The organism is Nostoc sp. (assembly GCF_036917275.1).
GTDB lineage: Bacteria > Cyanobacteriota > Cyanobacteriia > Cyanobacteriales > Nostocaceae > Nostoc.
On sequence record NZ_JBALDF010000053.1, the window covers coordinates 77,866 to 93,513 of the forward strand.

The window sequence follows — 15,648 nt, forward strand, 5'->3', positions numbered from 1 at the left end:
CTCAATCAACTAATGGCAACTCACCATTAGTGTGTGGTGACGCAGAGTATGAGTCGTGTCATGGATCGCAGGGTATGTAGTGAAATAAACTGTCCACAGAGTTAAAGAACACAGTGCGACATAGAGCGCTGATTGTACAGGTACTGATAGCACCCGACCGGCAACTTGTTGCTGAACTGAACTAGAAGATTGAACCGTCATTTTGTACCTCGCAGATCAGACGATATTAATTGATTCGGCAGGCATTCTGGCTTCTCCAGTCAGCAGTGAGCAGTAAACAGTAAATAACTGAAAACAGATGACTGATAGCTGAAGTTTACAGTTGCGGGACAGCGGTAGAGTTTCACTACACTTTCCCTGTTTTTTCTCACGGAATAGCACCCATCAGAACCGATTCGTGGACTTAACAATACACGAACATGTAATATCTTACAAGAGTTTCTCACAAATATTTCAGTAAATCGAAAACTTTATTTCTCAAGAGCGTAATGATATTAGAAAGCTGCGACAGCTGCCTCAGCTACAGCTTGATCCTGTTCACCGCTACCACCACTTACTCCGATCGCACCAACTATCTGCTCATCGCGTTGAAGTGGTATACCCCCAGCAAAGATGATGATTCTTCCTCCATTTGAGGCGTGTATACCATAAAATTGTTTTCCTGGTTGAGCATCCTCAGCAAGGGATTTGGTAGAGAGATCAAACGCACGAGCAGTAAATGCTTTGTTAATTGAGATATCGATACTTCCGATCCACGCACCATCCATCCGAATATGAGCAACAAGGTTCCCGCCAGCATCAACAACCGCAAGATTCATTGGTTGTCCGATTGCACGAGCCTTCGCTTCTCCAGCCGCTAGTATTCGTCGTGCGTCATCCAAGGATACAGAATGTTTGTCAGAAGTCATGGTGATTATTTCAATCGGAGAAATGTGTGCGTTGAGGGCGTGTCATCAATAAAGGATATCATGAGCAGAAATTCTCGATGTACCCCTTCAAGACCGGGAAGACTTCAAACGCTTTTTAGGAACGTGGATTAAATAAAATGCAAAACTTCATCCTCTATCTTGCTTCCCTCTCCTTTATAAGGCTATGGTGTACACACAAGTTATCGAATCACTACCAATCCTCGAATTACCCCACCCTAACCCTCCCCTTTATAAGGCTACGGTGTACACACAAGTTATCGAATCACTACCAATCCTCGAATTACCCCACCCTAACCCTCCCCTTATAAAGGGGAGGGAACCAAATTTCCTATTTCCCCCCAATATATCGGGGGGATTAAGGGGGGTAATCCGACTTGTGTCTTTATAAGGAGAGGGATTGAGGGTGAGGTAAGTCAGGGAAATATATTGTATGTTATTTAATTCTTATTCCTTAGACGGCATCTTAGCTGATGAGCAATTGCATCCAACTGATAATCACTACAGATCAAAGCATAATCAAACCCAGTCGCACACCCACAGCAACAGCCTCAGTGCGGCTGGAGACACTGAGCTTTTGAAAAATGGATGAGAGATGAAATTTGACGGTATGCTCAGAAATGTGCAAGCGTTTAGCGATCGCTTTATTTCCCAACCCAGAACCAAGCATACCTAAAACCTCTATCTCGCGTGGTGTCAAGCTTTGTACGGGATTCGCCACCACTTTTTCGCGGATAGACAGTAATTCTACAGCATCCGGGTGCAGTACTACTAAACCAAAAGCGATCGCCTCTACAGCAGCGACAATTTCTGACTCTGTGCTACTACTGGGCAATATCCCCCGGATACCAGAACGTAATCCCGTCTCTAAATCAATGCTGTCGAGTTCCTCAACAATGACGATCATTGCTAATGGGTATTGCTCCTCTTGAATAAACAGCAATTTTTCCCACACTGATTGTTGAAGATTGCTGCTCAAATCTACCAGCACCACATCTGGTTGTAATTGCCCAACTTCCCTTGCCAATACATCCAAATCGGATGCACTCCCCACAACCGTCAGCCGAGGATTGGTAGTTACCACAGCTGATAACCCTGCCCTGACTACAGGGGAAGTAGCAACTACCATCACTCGGATCATGTCGCCTCCACAGCAGTTTTCCCAGCTTGCACGGCAACATAAATCACGAATTGCTGCCCACCGCGTAAGAGTTGGAGCGGCACAGATCCTTTACTGTCATGGAGATATTTAGTTAAATCATTCATGCTAGTGAATAATTGCCCCGAAACTCCAATTAAAACATCGCCGATTTGTACACCAGCAGTTTCCGCCGCACTGTCAGGTAGAATTGACAACACCAATAAACCCAAGCTCCGCCGATTTAAAAGCACAGGTTGCAGTGTGACTCCCAGTTGCGGACGACTATTTATTTGTAAAAAACGCTCAACGGTGTTACTGGGAACTGCCACAGCCAAACCATTAACAATCATGGTGTTAATTCCCACGACTCGGCCTTGACAATCGGCAAGTGGCCCCCCAGAATTTCCAGGATACAGCTGCAAATCAGCCATAACAGCCCGTGGATTATTTGCATGGATAATCCCAGTTGTCACAGCACCACTGTCAGCAAACGGATTACCCACCGCCAAGACTAATTCACCCACTCGTAGAGCCTCAGAGTTGCCAATAGTTGCAGCAGTTAAATCAGTGGCGACAATTTTCAGGGCTGCTAAATCCTGCTGTGGATCAAATTGTGTTCGCACTGCATCAAATACCCTTCCATCTGCCAATTCCACAGTTGCGCGGTTGCTGGTTGCTACATGGGCATTAGTAATAATTAGTCCGTCAGGTTGCCAAATTACACCGGAACCGACTCCCAGAGAGCCGCTTTTCACTTTGACAGTGCGATCGCGTAGTTTAGCAGCTACCTCTGTCAATTCACCAGCGATGTTAGTTAATGTTGTGTTTGCCATGTTATACAATTTTTGAGCATGTCAAAGTAGAATCTAGTGATGTCCTTTGTCATTTATCCTTTGTCTTTAGAAACACAAATGACTAATGACTAATGACTAATGACGGTTCGAGTAAAAAGGTGCAACTTCCAAGTTCAGAGGCTCAACGTTTGAGTAAAAAGGTGCAATTTCTGAGTTCAGAAGCTCAACCTTCGAGCAAAAAGGTGCAACTTCCGAGTTCAAAGGCTCAACGTTCGAGCAAAAAGGTGGAAGTTCCGAGTTCAGAGGTTCAACCTTCGAGTAAAAAGGTAGAAGTTTCGAGTTCAGAAGCTCAACGTTCGAGCAAAAAGGTGCAACTTCCGAGTTCAAAGCTCGAATTGATAGAAAATTTAGATAAATCTTCACAAAGCTAGTTAAACCCATCCCAAATTGGGATTATTCCTCCTTATTAGGTCTTTCGCCAACTGCGATCGCTAACTCAACTAACACTCCACCCCGGACAACCTGCACGTTGACAGTTTTACCAATGCGATCGCTACTATTGAGCAGCCCCAGCACATCACCTGTATCGCCCACAGTTACGCCATCGAACGTTACCAAAACATCGCCAAGCAGCACACCTGCATTGTCAGCAGGCCCGGAAGGCTCAACATTAACGACAATTACTCCAGTTGCAGAAGTTAAATTAAGAGCAGTTTTCAGGTTATTTGGTAAACGTACAGGTTGCATTCCCACACCCAAGTAGCCTTTTGAAATGCGTCCTTTCGCTACTAATTGCTCAACCAGGCGATCGACTGTAGCAGTAGGAATAGTTAGAGCAGTACCACGCCGCCCCGATGTATTCATCCCTACCACAAAACCAGCTGCATCTACGAGCGGCCCACCTGCAAAGCCAGAGTATAGGGTGATGTCTGGGCGGATGAATTGGTCAATATTCCCGCCATTCATACTCCGCCAACTACCGCTAATCACACTCACTGCACCCATCGCCGCCCTTAAATCACCTTCGTTACCTCTTGCCAGCCCTAACACCAAATGACCGACTTTGAGCGTTTTGGCATCGCCAACTTTTGCCACAGGTATTTCGACATTTTCTAATTTAAAAACAGCAATATCAGTACTAGAGTCATGACCGACGAGTGTTACTGGTGCAGTGCTACCATTTGATAGAGTAATGGTGATGTCATCATAGCGCTGGAGGGACTCATCAGAGGTAACAATGATCCCATTCCGCCAGTGAATGCCACTTGAGGAACGACGTGTACCCCCATTCACTGCAACCACAGTACTCCCAGCTTGTTCTACGGTGTCAGCTAAATTGTTGGACAGGTCTAGTAATGAAGACATAAGATTTTTGTGCAAACGTTCTGAGATATTCATATCGTGCCGTTTGCTCAACACAGATGGCATCGGAAAAATGGGGAGAATTCACCCTAGAAAAATGGCTAGGTTTATATAGCAATCCTGAATCAAACGTGCAGGAAAAAAATCTGCGACTCCTCAAATAATTAGCGAATCGGCGAGTTGCAATTCTCACAATGCTCAATCAATAGCTTGTCCTAAAGGACACGCTGTTCGCGTTCGCCAATTTACGAGGGTGAGTTGATCCTTGAACTAAAAAATGACTACTGAAGAGAGCTAATTCTGTTTTGTAACTCAATTAAATCGGGGTACTGATTAACATCAATTTCATTAAGCGCCCAATCAAAAAAATCTTTCAGAGAAATGTACTGAGATTTATGTTGCTGCATAGCTTTTTGAATGTCTTTTCCATGAAACCAGATCAAATACTGCTTCTGTGTCCAAAATTCCTCTTCGGCAAACTGCTGCTGATATACAGCAAGACTTTGTTCAAATCTGTCTAGCGTGACTGTTCCAACAGCCTGTTGAAACTCGTTAATTAGTGCCACAGCTTGAGTCTAACAGTCGTGTAAAGTTAGTGAAAATGGGAGTTTCCCACTACCACCTGTCCATGTTGTTTTGAGTTGATGCCGACTTGCACTTGATTGCAACAAGTCAGCCAATGCCCATCTTACTGTTTGATAATCTTGCAAGCTTCTTGCAGCTTCTTCAATCCACCCTGAAATCGCCTCAACCCCTGGTGAATCTCCATGTCCCCATTTAGAAGTGGGATTCTCTTGTTTTTCTATATATTTTGTGTGCCAATAATTATGAATTAAATCGGCGTTAAATAAATAATTCTCGACACAAGCACGATGGGTAAGCAACATTGAGTTGAGTTCGATTAATCCGATGTTGGTAGTAGGTTTAGCGTCAAAATCGCGATCGCGAAAAATGATAGGTTGTTGATTTGGCTCTCCCTCTCTAGAAAAGTAACCCTGAACAAAAACTGAAAAGGTAAATTTACTACCAGAGGGAACAATTGTGGGCTTATTTGTTAAAAGGTTCTCGACAACTCTGTTAAGTAGTCGAAAATCTAAACTAGTTTTCTTGCCCTCACAGAAAATAATTTTGCCACTAACAACACTCACAATTACACCTCTAGCCGGATAATATATGCTTCAGGCACTAATTGCTCTACATAATCAGAGTGAGTTGTAATGATAAACTGATTATTTGTGCCTAACTTGGGCAAAGCTCTAAGCAATGCCTGTTGCATTGGTGGATGTAGGTGCAATTCAATTTCATCAATAAGAATGACAGAGTTGTGAATATTCCAACTGGCAAAGTCCACTAGTATTGGGAAAATAGCACGTTCACCGCCGGACATCTCAGAAATTTCATACTGGTTTTTGCTGTCATATAAATAAAACCAGGGTTCGCTCAAGATATCGTCCACATTCTCTCGCAGAATTGGGCCTTCAAAACTGCGTTCTGGAAAGACTGCTTTGTAACCGCGTTCAATTTCGGCGTATAAATCTTTTTGTCCTTGGCGTAGATACTGAATTCTACCCGTTTCTACATCTTGATGGAATTGTCGCCACTTAGAAAGGCGATCGCGCAAAAGGTCTTCTGTGATTTCTAGTTTGCGATCTGGGTCTTCTGTAGTCAGGCTTGTTGAAGTTCTCTGTTCTGTGTACCAAAGAATTGTACCCACTCGTTCAAATACTGAAAATCCTTCAGCACGAAGTAATTGTTTAGCGTATTCTCGTCCTTTAAATTGAAATAATTCAGCAGCACTATCTGCTTGAACACGCCCATTTCGCCATTTAAGATTAACAATATGCTTTTCAGCAGGAGGCTGCAAATCATGACCCATTTCTTGTAATTTCTGTTGAAAATCTCGCACAGCTTTGAGTTCACCAGATGAGAACTGCACTTTTATAGTCACCTCTGGCTCAAATCTTCTCCAGTTACTCCCAAGCAGTTCATAGTTAAATCCTGCCCATTCTAAATCGGAGGGTTCCTTTAATCGTCCGGTTGCTGTGCCGAGAGTTGAAGCGATCGCTTGCAAAAGACTTGTTTTTCCAGCACCGTTCATTCCGATGAGAACAATAATATCTCGCGCTAACCCAGTTTCTGGATCAGTGAAATCAAATACTGGAGAAGACCGGAATTTCTTAAAATATTTTAGCTGTAGGGATTGAACTTTCATAAGCTAGTCTCCACGTCAAATCCCGGTATTATTGGTATATTTTCCACAACCTTTTTAGATTTGGTTTTGGTTGTTTTTTTTTATTCTTACTAGCTTTAGCGTTAGTTTTCTTCTGTGTTGTTTTACCACCGAAAATTTCGGCTTGCGATCGCTCTTGGTTAAGATGGAGTAGGCGTGCTAATACTTCATTATGCACTTCTTCTGTCCAACAGTAGTGCCAAGGTTTTTTTCGCTGTTGTCCGTTGCTGGTTTCTTGATCATCGTAGTCTGGCAGGAGGGTGCAGTCGGCAGGAATGTCACTCCAGATGTAAGCTTCGAGGACGGCTTTATCCATTGCGGCGTGCAGTGAGCCTAATTTTAAGATATCAGGGTCAATACGTTAATATTCACAAATCTAAGACATTTTAACGCGAGTTCTATAGGATTAATTGTCTTGAGACGTGATAAAACCCCATCATTCCTGATGAGGCGTTGGCGATTGATAAAACTTTGACTGTTACAAAAATGTGGGCAAAATATTATGAACACCTAGGGGATTGCATTCTAAAGTGGAATAGCAATGAAATGACAGATAAACAAATGCACACCCCATCAACAGAAATCGACCTGCTCACTCCATCTAGAGAATTACCTTTATATGGCAAGAGAATTTTAGTCACAGCACCGAGAAATTATGCTTATAGGTTAGCTGAACAAATCATCAAACAAGGTGGTTTACCTGTTTTCATGCCTACTATCGAAACCTGCTATTTATCAAACTACACTAAGTTAGATGCCGCTCTAGGTCGCATAGATGAATTTGATTGGATTGTCTTCACCAGTAGAAACGGGATCACTGCATTTTTTCAACGGATGAATGATTTAAATATTCCCGTATCTGTGGTACAAAAATGTCAATTATGTGCATTAGGAGAAGACGCAGAAAGCTTATCATCTTTTTGTGGCGAAGTGGATTTAATTCCCGCAGAATCTAGCCCAGCCGGAATTGTAGCAGAACTAGCGAAACTACCAGAAATTCACAAGAAAAAAGTGCTGCTCCCGGCTCCAGAAGTTCTTGGTTTGCCTGAGCCTGATGTTGTACCCAATTTAATTACGGATTTGCAGCAATTGGGCATAGAAGTAACTCGCGTACCCACTTATATTACACAGGCTTTAGACACAAGTATCTACAGTATTGAATTAAACCTGATGCGTCAAGGAATGATCGATGTAATTGCCTTTAGTAGCACGGCGGAAGTAGAAAGCTTTTTGACAATGGTCAACTCGCAAAGCGATTATGAACGTTGTATTATTGCGTGTTTCGGCCCTTATACAACTGCCAATGCCCAAAAGTTCGGTGTGGATGTCTCTATTGTGTCCAAGGATTATAGTTCATTTGAAGGATTTGCTGAAGCGATCGCAACATTTTTTACTTCCACTTCCAGTTCACACTAAGCGCTTGGTGATGTAGAGTAATCAACCACATTTGACTCTAGACGAGCTGCACATAAACCCGTAGTATCGAACATAGGGTTTAGATTTAGCTAGGAATTTTTACATGGCAACTTACAAGGTTACATTACGTACTCCAGATGGAGAAAAAACAATTGAAGTTCCTGATGATGAGTACATCCTAGAGATCGCTAACGAGGAAAATGGGCTGGACTTACCCTATTCCTGTAACGCTGGTTCTTGCTCTACCTGCACCGGAAAGCTGATTTCAGGTACAATTGACCAATCAGATCAGAACTTCTTAGACAACGATCAAATGGACGAAGGATGGGTTCTCACCTGCGTTGCCTATCCCACTTCTGATTGCGTTATCGAAACCAATCAAGAAGAAGCGCTTAACGCTTAACTAACAGATGTGGATTTAATAAAGAGCAAGTTTTGTCGCGTGCGTTAGAACATTCACCCTAGCGCACTTCAAATCTGAGGTGGTGTCGTACTCTTGGCGATAACACACTCTACTAGATTTAAAATTTTGCACTTTTGTAATAAATCTGGATAGGCTGAGTAATTTACATTAAAAAGCGCTCTCCAAAAGGGGAGCGCTTTTTATTTATTTTCATATATAGCTAGCACATATCAAGCGTAAATTAGCCAGATGATGCTAAATTAACTTTGACAACTTTATTCTTTTCTTCTTCAGTGGGTAGTGTCAGGTTCAAGATGCCATCTTTATAATCTGCCGTGACGTTGGTATTTTGAATCTGAACAGGTAAAGGAATTACACGTTGGAATTTACCATAATGGAATTCGCTTTTGATCACACCTTTATCTTCAGATTTCGTTTTCTACTTTCGCTCACCACTAAGGTATACAGCATTTTCTGTAACTTGCAAATCCAGGTCTTTAGCTTCAATTCCCGGAAGTTCTTGTTTTAAATGAATTGCATCTTCAGTTTCTTTGAACTCAGCAACGGCAACTCTGGATAAACCTCTATCCAAAGATGCAGTTGGCAAAGTATCTTCATGAAATAAAAGTGGTTTAAATTCGGTTTGTATCATCTTATTTGGGAAGATTACCAAACTATAAATTTCCTTAATAATAAGTACGGTAATTTCAAATAGTGTGTTTTCGGTAAACTCTATAAAAGCAAACTTGAAATATAGCAATTTTATTTAAAACGTCGCAACGAGCGTCACCTGCACCTTACTCTTAAAGCTTGTATGTGTAGCGCATCCTACAAAATTTTAGTATGTTCATGCGATTAATGATAATAATTCGACCTCTTGTATTTTTTGAATTTCACAGAGATAATAAGAAATTCCTAACAAACTGCCGATAACAGATATGTCAACAAGTTGGATTTACCTTATTGCAGCAATCCTTTTTGAGGTTTCAGGCACAACTTGCATGAAGTTATCGCAAGGATTTACTAGAATACTCCCTTCGGTATTAATATTTGTTTTCTATGGACTTTGTTTTACTTTTTTCACCTTTGCTCTCAAGAGAATTGAAGTAAGTGTGGCTTATTCTGTCTGGGCTGGATTGGGAACTGTCCTAATTGCTATCATTGGTATTATCTGGTTTCGTGAATCTGCCACATTCATCAAACTTATGTCAATCGCCTTAATAATCATCGGGGTAATTGGCATAAATGCAAGTTGATGGGGATAGGAATTAGGCGGCTCATGTATCATCAGGTTTACTAAAACATCCCACTACAAAACCCACTTTAGTGCATGTGAAAGTTAAGTATTGGAAAAGTTTTAACATATTCAATTCTTGGTGCTGGCCAGCCGCCGCCAAACTTCACTGAGTTGGAGCTATTAGCTAGTAGCGATCGCGTTTCAAGTCGTAAATCACTTTCTCCAAATACCAGTCCAATGACCTCCCAGGATTCAGCTTTTGTTGGTGTTTGAGTAATCTGGTAGCAATGTTTCCGTTGCCAGAAAGTAAAGCAAGCAGTTCGTTTTGTAGATTTTTGCTTGCAACACCTGGAAGATAGTCTACCTCTGGTGCATCTGACTGTACTTCTGTCCTGTTGAGTTCTATCTGACTTTGTAATTGCAACTTTTTCTGACGTGTTCGAGCCATTAGCTTCTCCAGTTCGGACTGCTTCTGGAGTAATTCTTTCATTTGCTTATCCAGTTGGCGTTTTGTCTGCACTAATATGGCTTTTTTCTTGTCTAGTTGGGACTGGATCTGGCGTACTTGTAGTAATTTTTTCTTTAAATCTGTTAAGGTTTGCATGAGATTGGATTGAGCCGGTTGTCAATCTACCATGCAGGAATTCTCCACCTAAAAGCATCGGAGAATTCCCGCATTTGTTTTTGAATTGGTTACCTGGGCGATTAGCAGTGGTATCACCCTTGATAAAGTTGCACTCTGGATCGGCGATACCGTTCAGATCGTCTTGCAACACTACTGTCATCTAGAAGTGGTTAACGCTGAATGCCCTGATTTTTTGCTGCTACTCGATTGCTACTTAAAAATTGCTTTTAAGTCAACTCCAGTCCACCTTGATAGCCAGTAACAATGCGACCACCATCTTTGAGAATGTGGACTTCTATCTGGTCGCTAGCCCAGGTAATCTGGTCTTGGAAAGCTGGGTTTAACACACGAACCCGTTGATTGCTCGAAGAAACTGGAGAGTTAGGAGAGTTAATTGCCAGAGATTGGACAAAAGGCCCGTCAATCAGGATATCGAGTTGTTCTAATAAAGCTTGGGAACCTGGCGGCGCAGATTGGGACTGTAGTTGCTTAAGAGTAAACCCAGAAAAAGACATTACATTTAACCCAGCAGCTTTTACCTGACGAGCTAAAGACGCCAGTGCAGTTGCTTGCCAAAAGGGTTCTCCACCAGAGAACGTTACACCCGTGTTGCGAGAATTGCTGAGAATGTTCTCGGCAAGGGTATCAACAGCAATCAATTGGTTAGCTTCAAATGACCAAGAGTCAGTATTAAAGCAGCCAGGACACTCACGAAGACAACCTTGTACCCAGACGACTGCACGACAACCAGGGCCATTAACTTCTGACTGATCAACGTAACCCATAATGTTGAGATAGCCAGAGGGAATTTCCATGAGTGCTAGCGATGGGTCAGTTGGCTTAATTTCCATCTCTTCAACTCCTTTTAGCCGTTGCCTGTTAACCGTTAACTATAGCGAATCTCCAATTAGATAACCGCGACAAGTGGACTAAAACTAATGACTAATCTCTGAAAAACTTTAGGGGATTTTGAAAAGTCCGCTTTAACTGACTAGACTGAAGTTAGTTGCCCAACTAGCATTGACCGTCCCATACATAGAATCGATGACTCAACAAACTTCTAGAATTTGTATCCTTGGCGGAGGCTTTGGTGGTCTTTACACAGCCTTGCGCTTAAGCCAGTTACCTTGGGAATCTACGCAAAAACCCGAAATTGTTCTGGTAGATCAAAGCGATCGCTTCCTATTTTCTCCTTTACTTTACGAATTACTCACTGGTGAACTGCAAACCTGGGAAATTGCCCCACCCTTTGAAGAACTTTTAGAAGGCACAGGAGTGCGTTTTTATCAAGGGCTTGTCTCTGGAATTGACATCGACCAGCGACGGGTAAATCTACATGAAGGGCCGGAAATCCCTTACGATCGCTTGGTGCTGGCGCTAGGAGGTGAGACACCGTTAGATTTAGTCCCTGGTGCAACATCCTACGCCTACACATTTCGCACAATCTCTGATGCCTATCGTTTGGAAGAACGCCTGCGATTTTTAGAAGAATCCAATGCTGATAAAATTCGGGTAGCGATCGTTGGGGCTGGCTACAGTGGTGTAGAGTTAGCTTGTAAGTTAGCCGACAGACTAAGGGAAAGAGGACGCTTTCGGATCGTTGAAATCGGTGACCAAATTTTGCGAACTTCCCCAGAGTTTAACCGGGAAGCAGCAAAGAAAGCAATAGATGCGCGTGGCGTATTTCTTGATTTAGAAACCAAAGTCGAATCAATAGAGCAAAATACCATCTCCCTAGAGTACAAAAACCAATTAGACATAATTCCAGTGGATTTGGTAATTTGGACTGTGGGAACCAGGGTTGCGCCCGTAGTGAAAACTCTTCCCCTGAAGCAAAATCAGCGTGGTCAAATCAGCATTACATCCAATCTGCAAGTCCTTGATCATCCAGAAATCTTTGCCTTGGGAGATTTAGTAGACTGTCATGATGCTGAAGGACAGCAAGTCCCCGCCACTGCACAAGCGGCTTTCCAACAAGCTGATTATACTGCTTGGAATATCTGGGCAACTCTGACTAATCGCCCCCTCCTTCCCTTCCACTACCAACAGTTAGGAGAAATGATGGCACTAGGAATAGACAACGCCACTCTCACGGGTTTGGGAATCAAACTAGATGGGCGCTTGGCATCCGTCGCCCGGCGGATTGCCTATTTATATAGGTTGCCAACTTTAGACCATCAACTTAAAGTTGGTTTTAATTGGCTAGTCCGTCCAATTATAGAAACACTTTCTCGGTAACTTTAAGGTTGGGCATTGGTGAGCCAGTGTCGTTGCGGAGGTTCCCGACGCTCGTGATGCTCGTTGCGCGGCATCGTCTCCCTTTGGCAGATGACTCGCTCTAAGCGTTGGCGCAGCCTCTTCTTCGAGTTGCCATGCCGCAGGCTTTACGCTGCGCTACGGGCTAAACCATAGCTATCCGCTAACAGCACTCCTGAGGGGCGTTGGTAAATAACCAAGACGTTTACGATAATTTGCTTTATTTGCGCCAACCTACTTAGTACAGTTTTGCGTAAAAGCGTAGCGTTTTTAATGCAGGGGGATGCATTAACAATGCGGCTGACGCATTAACATTGTATCGGGATGCATTAACAATGCAGCTGACGCATTGGCATTGTATCGGGATACATTAACAATGCGGCCGACACATTAACATTGTATCGGGATACATTAACAATGCGGCCGACACATTAACATTGTATCGGGATGCATTAACAATGCAGCTGACGCATTGGCATTGTATCGGGATACATTAACAATGCAAGGTATTACCAAATTTAATTCGCTACGAATTAATGAAATGCTGTACTTAGCAGATGTTAAACTGCTACCCACAGAAGCTCTCTAACAAGCCAAAATCTAAAATTCAACATTCAAAATCTTCAAACTTTGATGGAACAACCGAAAGTTATTTTGTTAGATGCTGTGGGCACACTCTTCGACGTTAAAGGCAGTGTGGGCGAAGTTTATGGTCAGATAGCCCAGGATTTTGGCGTTACAGTTTCAGCCGAAAAATTGAATACAGCCTTCATCAAAAGCTTTAAAGCCGCGCCGCCGCCGATATTTCTAGATGCAGAACTGCAAGATATTCCCCAACGCGAGTTTGATTGGTGGCGGATAATTGCCCTGAACACTTTTGAAAGTGCTGGTGTTCTCAAGGAATTTTCTGACTTTTCAGCTTTTTTTAGCGAACTTTACATTCACTTTGGTACAGGCGAACCGTGGTTTATCTATCCTGATGTCTTACCAGCTTTAATCAACTGGCGGCGGTTGGGAATTACTTTGGGGGTGCTGTCAAATTTTGATTCCCGGATTTACTCAGTATTGCAAAGTTTGGGATTGAAAGAGTTTTTCAGTTCGGTTACCATTTCTACCCAGGTACGTGCAGCTAAACCTGATCCTCAAATTTTTGCCATTGCCTTAAACAAACATAAATGTTCCCCAGAGGCAGCATGGCATATCGGCGATAGCATTATAGAAGACTATCACGGAGCTAAAGCAGCTGGCCTCAGAGGCGTTTGGATCAATCGTGGAAAATGAGGGGATACTTTCAATTCAGCAACGCCAAATTTTTAAAGTGGAATCTCAGGGTATATCAGTCAACAATTTCAAGCACATTTGTTTAAAAACTGTTTGGCAACAATTGGACTCCAAAGCACAAGCAACACAACTCCGGAACCTAAAATCAAGAACTGAATCTTGTTTGCAAGTCTTTGTTCGGTGTAGACGGAATTATTAACCTGCGTCCAGGGTACTAAAGTTTTGCCCCAAACCAAAAAGTCATCAATTACTAGCAATAACCCCAAAGCATAGGACTTTTCCTCACCCCATACTAGCGGTAATCCCAAAATTTCAATGATAGCGAGCGTACTCTCAAACAACTGAGTATCTTGATAAGCATGTGCTGGAGCAATGCTGACAATTGTACTGGTTGGGCCAATGCCAAAGATAAGTGGCCCAGAGTCAACATCTGCGTGGCCATCAGCGTTGACGGGATACTCCCTCACGGGGAAAAAGCCTAAGACTGAGGGAACAAACTGTTTGCGAAACTGAGCATATTGCTGTTTTGCAAACTTTGAATCTAATTCTAGTAGAAACGGCAAAAGATAGACTTGACTGGTACCTCGTGTACCAATCTTAATTTCACCAGTCACAGCGTCAATTTTGTGAGGAATTAAATTTGTTTGTGGATCAAGATGCTGGCGAGTATAGCTAACCCAACGCTGAATTACTGGTTGATAATTACTATCAAACAATTCATCGTGTAAAGCTAAAGATGCTAAAGCTACAGTTTGATCACAAGGCCAAGCTTGTCCGGGATAAGCATCAATGGTTACAGTGGGACTTTTGGTAAACGCCTGGGCTAACTCTTGAGATTGGACACGAAATTGAGTAATATCTTGGAGCGATCGCTCTTTTGGTGACTGAATTTTTAATAGTCCACCCAACAACCGATTACTCCAACCTAAATAAAAGACGCCATTGGCAACTTGGGTATCTACTGTAAAAGGTGCGCGTCCTTCGGGTGTATCTACTCGAGATAAAACCCAACGCACCTCTCGAATTGCTTGTTGGCGAAGAGGTTCGGACTTTGAAGACAAAGCAACATTCACCCAACTGTAACCATATACTATATGGCTAAAAAACCATCCTTCTGGGAAAAACGCCTGCATCGTTTTTCCTTCACCTGCATTTAACCGTCGTTTGATGTTTTTTAATTGCATTAGTGCATCAGGACTAAGTTTTCCAGGTGCATAATCTTTGGCTGACACTGTTAACAGGCAAAAATTAACTCGGAGTACAAGTAAACTTATAACAATAGTTGAGAAGACATAAGTCCAATAGCCAAATTTCTGCAATCTACTCATATAAATTATCTATAACAGGTTATTTATACTGTAATTTCTCAACCTGTTATGAGAAATAAGGGAGATGGTGAAGAATTAGGGACTTCTAAATAAAAAAATATCCCATCCCTGCGGGACGCTACGCGAACGCTTTTATGGTAAAGGAGTAAGGGGTATTTAGGAATAAGAATTAAATAACATACAATTTATGTCCCTGACTTACCTCACCCTCAATCCCTCTCCTTGTAAAGGAGAGGGAAGCAAGATAGAGGATGAAGTTTTGTATTTTATTTAATCCACGTTCTTTAGCTGGGGATGGAACATTGTTTTTATTCCAGAAATTGGATAATTTCTTTTTTCGAGTTCCCTTAGAATTTGAAGCATTAAGTTCAGAGACTCGTTCATCCACCTCAGAACTCCGTTCATCCACCTCAGAACTCCGTTCATCCACCTCAGAACTCCGTTCATCCACCTCAGAACTTCGTTCATCCACCTCAGAACTCCGTTTATCCACCTCAGAACTCCGTTCATCCACCTCGGAACTCCGTTCATCCACCTCGGAACTCCGTTCATCCACCTCGGAACTCCGTTCATCCACCTCAGAACTCCGTTCATCCACCTCGGAACTCCGTTCATCTACCTCGGAACTCCGTTCATCCACCTCAGAACT

General features: G+C 42.6%; 20 protein-coding genes, 1 pseudogene and 1 riboswitch. Of the genes and pseudogenes, 5 read left to right on the plus strand and 16 right to left on the minus strand.

The annotated features are described in order from the left end of the window. Window positions 1–9 precede the first annotated feature (9 nt). From V7K35_RS19560 to V7K35_RS19605, 10 genes are all read right to left on the minus strand, one after another. Window positions 10–201: a CbtB-domain containing protein gene (locus V7K35_RS19560; protein WP_334964045.1), complete on the minus strand. Its 192-nt coding sequence runs from the start codon at window positions 199–201 to the stop codon at window positions 10–12. Between the two features lie 19 nt (window positions 202–220). Next, window positions 221–410, minus strand: a riboswitch (cobalamin riboswitch). An 84-nt stretch (window positions 411–494) separates the two neighbouring features. Next, window positions 495–908, minus strand: a complete 414-nt coding sequence (locus V7K35_RS19565; RefSeq protein ID WP_335080838.1) for a GlcG/HbpS family heme-binding protein — start codon at window positions 906–908, stop codon at window positions 495–497. Window positions 909–1,434: 526 nt separating this feature from the next. Further along, on the minus strand, window positions 1,435–2,067 hold the full coding sequence (locus V7K35_RS19570; RefSeq protein ID WP_335080839.1) for a response regulator transcription factor: 633 nt from the start codon (window positions 2,065–2,067) through the stop codon (window positions 1,435–1,437). After that, complete coding sequence (locus V7K35_RS19575; protein ID WP_335080840.1) at window positions 2,064–2,900, minus strand: S1C family serine protease; 837 nt, start codon at window positions 2,898–2,900, stop codon at window positions 2,064–2,066. The genes V7K35_RS19570 and V7K35_RS19575 overlap by 4 nt, the downstream gene beginning before the upstream one ends. 96 nt (window positions 2,901–2,996) lie before the next feature. Continuing rightward, complete coding sequence (locus V7K35_RS19580) at window positions 2,997–3,302, minus strand: hypothetical protein (protein ID WP_335080841.1); 306 nt, start codon at window positions 3,300–3,302, stop codon at window positions 2,997–2,999. Between the two features lie 12 nt (window positions 3,303–3,314). Then, window positions 3,315–4,226, minus strand: a complete 912-nt coding sequence (locus V7K35_RS19585; RefSeq protein ID WP_335080842.1) for a S1C family serine protease — start codon at window positions 4,224–4,226, stop codon at window positions 3,315–3,317. A 278-nt stretch (window positions 4,227–4,504) separates the two neighbouring features. Then, window positions 4,505–4,789: a hypothetical protein gene (locus tag V7K35_RS19590; protein ID WP_335080843.1), complete on the minus strand. Its 285-nt coding sequence runs from the start codon at window positions 4,787–4,789 to the stop codon at window positions 4,505–4,507. 9 nt (window positions 4,790–4,798) lie between these two features. Then, a complete protein-coding gene (locus tag V7K35_RS19595; RefSeq protein ID WP_335080844.1) occupies window positions 4,799–5,371 on the minus strand; it encodes a hypothetical protein in 573 nt (190 codons plus the stop codon). A gap of 2 nt (window positions 5,372–5,373) precedes the next feature. Continuing rightward, the gene (locus tag V7K35_RS19600) at window positions 5,374–6,435 is read right to left on the minus strand and encodes an AAA family ATPase (protein WP_335080845.1); all 1,062 of its coding nucleotides are present in this window, start codon (window positions 6,433–6,435) and stop codon (window positions 5,374–5,376) included. 28 nt (window positions 6,436–6,463) lie between these two features. Beyond that, entirely contained in the window at window positions 6,464–6,769 is a 306-nt protein-coding gene (locus V7K35_RS19605; protein WP_335080846.1) for a hypothetical protein, read from the minus strand. A gap of 230 nt (window positions 6,770–6,999) precedes the next feature. On the opposite strand from V7K35_RS19605, the gene V7K35_RS19610 reads away from it, so the two are divergent. Together V7K35_RS19610 and V7K35_RS19615 are read left to right on the plus strand one after the other, a co-directional pair. Then, the gene (locus V7K35_RS19610) at window positions 7,000–7,869 is read left to right on the plus strand and encodes a uroporphyrinogen-III synthase (RefSeq protein WP_335080847.1); all 870 of its coding nucleotides are present in this window, start codon (window positions 7,000–7,002) and stop codon (window positions 7,867–7,869) included. A 103-nt stretch (window positions 7,870–7,972) separates the two neighbouring features. Then, window positions 7,973–8,272, plus strand: coding sequence for a ferredoxin (locus V7K35_RS19615; protein WP_335080849.1), 300 nt, complete (start codon window positions 7,973–7,975; stop codon window positions 8,270–8,272). Between the two features lie 241 nt (window positions 8,273–8,513). Here the strand turns inward: V7K35_RS19615 and V7K35_RS19620 are convergent. Next, window positions 8,514–8,924: pseudogene (locus V7K35_RS19620) on the minus strand (Hsp20/alpha crystallin family protein). Between the two features lie 286 nt (window positions 8,925–9,210). On the opposite strand from V7K35_RS19620, the gene V7K35_RS19625 reads away from it, so the two are divergent. Next, the gene (locus V7K35_RS19625) at window positions 9,211–9,528 is read left to right on the plus strand and encodes a DMT family transporter (protein WP_335080850.1); all 318 of its coding nucleotides are present in this window, start codon (window positions 9,211–9,213) and stop codon (window positions 9,526–9,528) included. A 165-nt stretch (window positions 9,529–9,693) separates the two neighbouring features. On the opposite strand, the gene V7K35_RS19630 is transcribed toward V7K35_RS19625, so the two are convergent. The 3 genes from V7K35_RS19630 to V7K35_RS19640 form a co-directional block, all read right to left on the minus strand. After that, window positions 9,694–9,999 (minus strand): hypothetical protein, encoded by a 306-nt coding sequence (locus V7K35_RS19630; protein WP_335080851.1) that lies wholly within the window; start codon window positions 9,997–9,999, stop codon window positions 9,694–9,696. A gap of 4 nt (window positions 10,000–10,003) precedes the next feature. Further along, window positions 10,004–10,294: a hypothetical protein gene (locus tag V7K35_RS19635; RefSeq protein ID WP_335080852.1), complete on the minus strand. Its 291-nt coding sequence runs from the start codon at window positions 10,292–10,294 to the stop codon at window positions 10,004–10,006. A gap of 67 nt (window positions 10,295–10,361) precedes the next feature. Next, a complete protein-coding gene (locus V7K35_RS19640; RefSeq protein WP_334873688.1) occupies window positions 10,362–10,985 on the minus strand; it encodes a 4Fe-4S single cluster domain-containing protein in 624 nt (207 codons plus the stop codon). A gap of 193 nt (window positions 10,986–11,178) precedes the next feature. Here V7K35_RS19640 and V7K35_RS19645 point away from each other — a divergent pair, with 193 nt between their 5' ends. Both V7K35_RS19645 and V7K35_RS19650 read left to right on the plus strand, forming a co-directional pair. After that, window positions 11,179–12,372: an NAD(P)/FAD-dependent oxidoreductase gene (locus V7K35_RS19645; protein ID WP_335080853.1), complete on the plus strand. Its 1,194-nt coding sequence runs from the start codon at window positions 11,179–11,181 to the stop codon at window positions 12,370–12,372. Between the two features lie 651 nt (window positions 12,373–13,023). Continuing rightward, the gene (locus V7K35_RS19650) at window positions 13,024–13,671 is read left to right on the plus strand and encodes an HAD-IA family hydrolase (RefSeq protein ID WP_335080854.1); all 648 of its coding nucleotides are present in this window, start codon (window positions 13,024–13,026) and stop codon (window positions 13,669–13,671) included. 68 nt (window positions 13,672–13,739) lie between these two features. On the opposite strand, the gene V7K35_RS19655 is transcribed toward V7K35_RS19650, so the two are convergent. After that, window positions 13,740–14,999 carry a hypothetical protein gene (locus V7K35_RS19655; RefSeq protein WP_335080855.1) on the minus strand — a complete coding sequence of 420 codons (1,260 nt, stop codon included), beginning with the start codon at window positions 14,997–14,999 and terminating at the stop codon, window positions 13,740–13,742. Window positions 15,000–15,168: 169 nt separating this feature from the next. Next, window positions 15,169–15,648 (minus strand): hypothetical protein (locus tag V7K35_RS19660; RefSeq protein WP_335080856.1); only part of this gene is annotated, 480 nt, incomplete at its 5' end.

Bases quoted from the DNA above. Each gene is read 5' to 3' on its own strand.
- V7K35_RS19560 (WP_334964045.1), bottom strand. From the start codon at position 201: ATGACGGTTCAATCTTCTAGTTCAGTTCAGCAACAAGTTGCCGGTCGG.
- V7K35_RS19565 (WP_335080838.1), bottom strand. From the start codon at position 908: ATGACTTCTGACAAACATTCTGTATCCTTGGATGACGCACGACGAATA.
- V7K35_RS19570 (WP_335080839.1), bottom strand. From the start codon at position 2,067: ATGATCCGAGTGATGGTAGTTGCTACTTCCCCTGTAGTCAGGGCAGGG.
- V7K35_RS19575 (WP_335080840.1), bottom strand. From the start codon at position 2,900: ATGGCAAACACAACATTAACTAACATCGCTGGTGAATTGACAGAGGTA.
- V7K35_RS19580 (WP_335080841.1), bottom strand. From the start codon at position 3,302: ATGGGTTTAACTAGCTTTGTGAAGATTTATCTAAATTTTCTATCAATT.
- V7K35_RS19585 (WP_335080842.1), bottom strand. From the start codon at position 4,226: ATGTCTTCATTACTAGACCTGTCCAACAATTTAGCTGACACCGTAGAA.
- V7K35_RS19600 (WP_335080845.1), bottom strand. From the start codon at position 6,435: ATGAAAGTTCAATCCCTACAGCTAAAATATTTTAAGAAATTCCGGTCT.
- V7K35_RS19605 (WP_335080846.1), bottom strand. From the start codon at position 6,769: ATGGATAAAGCCGTCCTCGAAGCTTACATCTGGAGTGACATTCCTGCC.
- V7K35_RS19610 (WP_335080847.1), top strand. From the start codon at position 7,000: ATGACAGATAAACAAATGCACACCCCATCAACAGAAATCGACCTGCTC.
- V7K35_RS19615 (WP_335080849.1), top strand. From the start codon at position 7,973: ATGGCAACTTACAAGGTTACATTACGTACTCCAGATGGAGAAAAAACA.
- V7K35_RS19625 (WP_335080850.1), top strand. From the start codon at position 9,211: ATGTCAACAAGTTGGATTTACCTTATTGCAGCAATCCTTTTTGAGGTT.
- V7K35_RS19630 (WP_335080851.1), bottom strand. From the start codon at position 9,999: ATGAAAGAATTACTCCAGAAGCAGTCCGAACTGGAGAAGCTAATGGCT.
- V7K35_RS19635 (WP_335080852.1), bottom strand. From the start codon at position 10,294: ATGACAGTAGTGTTGCAAGACGATCTGAACGGTATCGCCGATCCAGAG.
- V7K35_RS19640 (WP_334873688.1), bottom strand. From the start codon at position 10,985: ATGGAAATTAAGCCAACTGACCCATCGCTAGCACTCATGGAAATTCCC.
- V7K35_RS19645 (WP_335080853.1), top strand. From the start codon at position 11,179: ATGACTCAACAAACTTCTAGAATTTGTATCCTTGGCGGAGGCTTTGGT.
- V7K35_RS19650 (WP_335080854.1), top strand. From the start codon at position 13,024: ATGGAACAACCGAAAGTTATTTTGTTAGATGCTGTGGGCACACTCTTC.
- V7K35_RS19655 (WP_335080855.1), bottom strand. From the start codon at position 14,999: ATGAGTAGATTGCAGAAATTTGGCTATTGGACTTATGTCTTCTCAACT.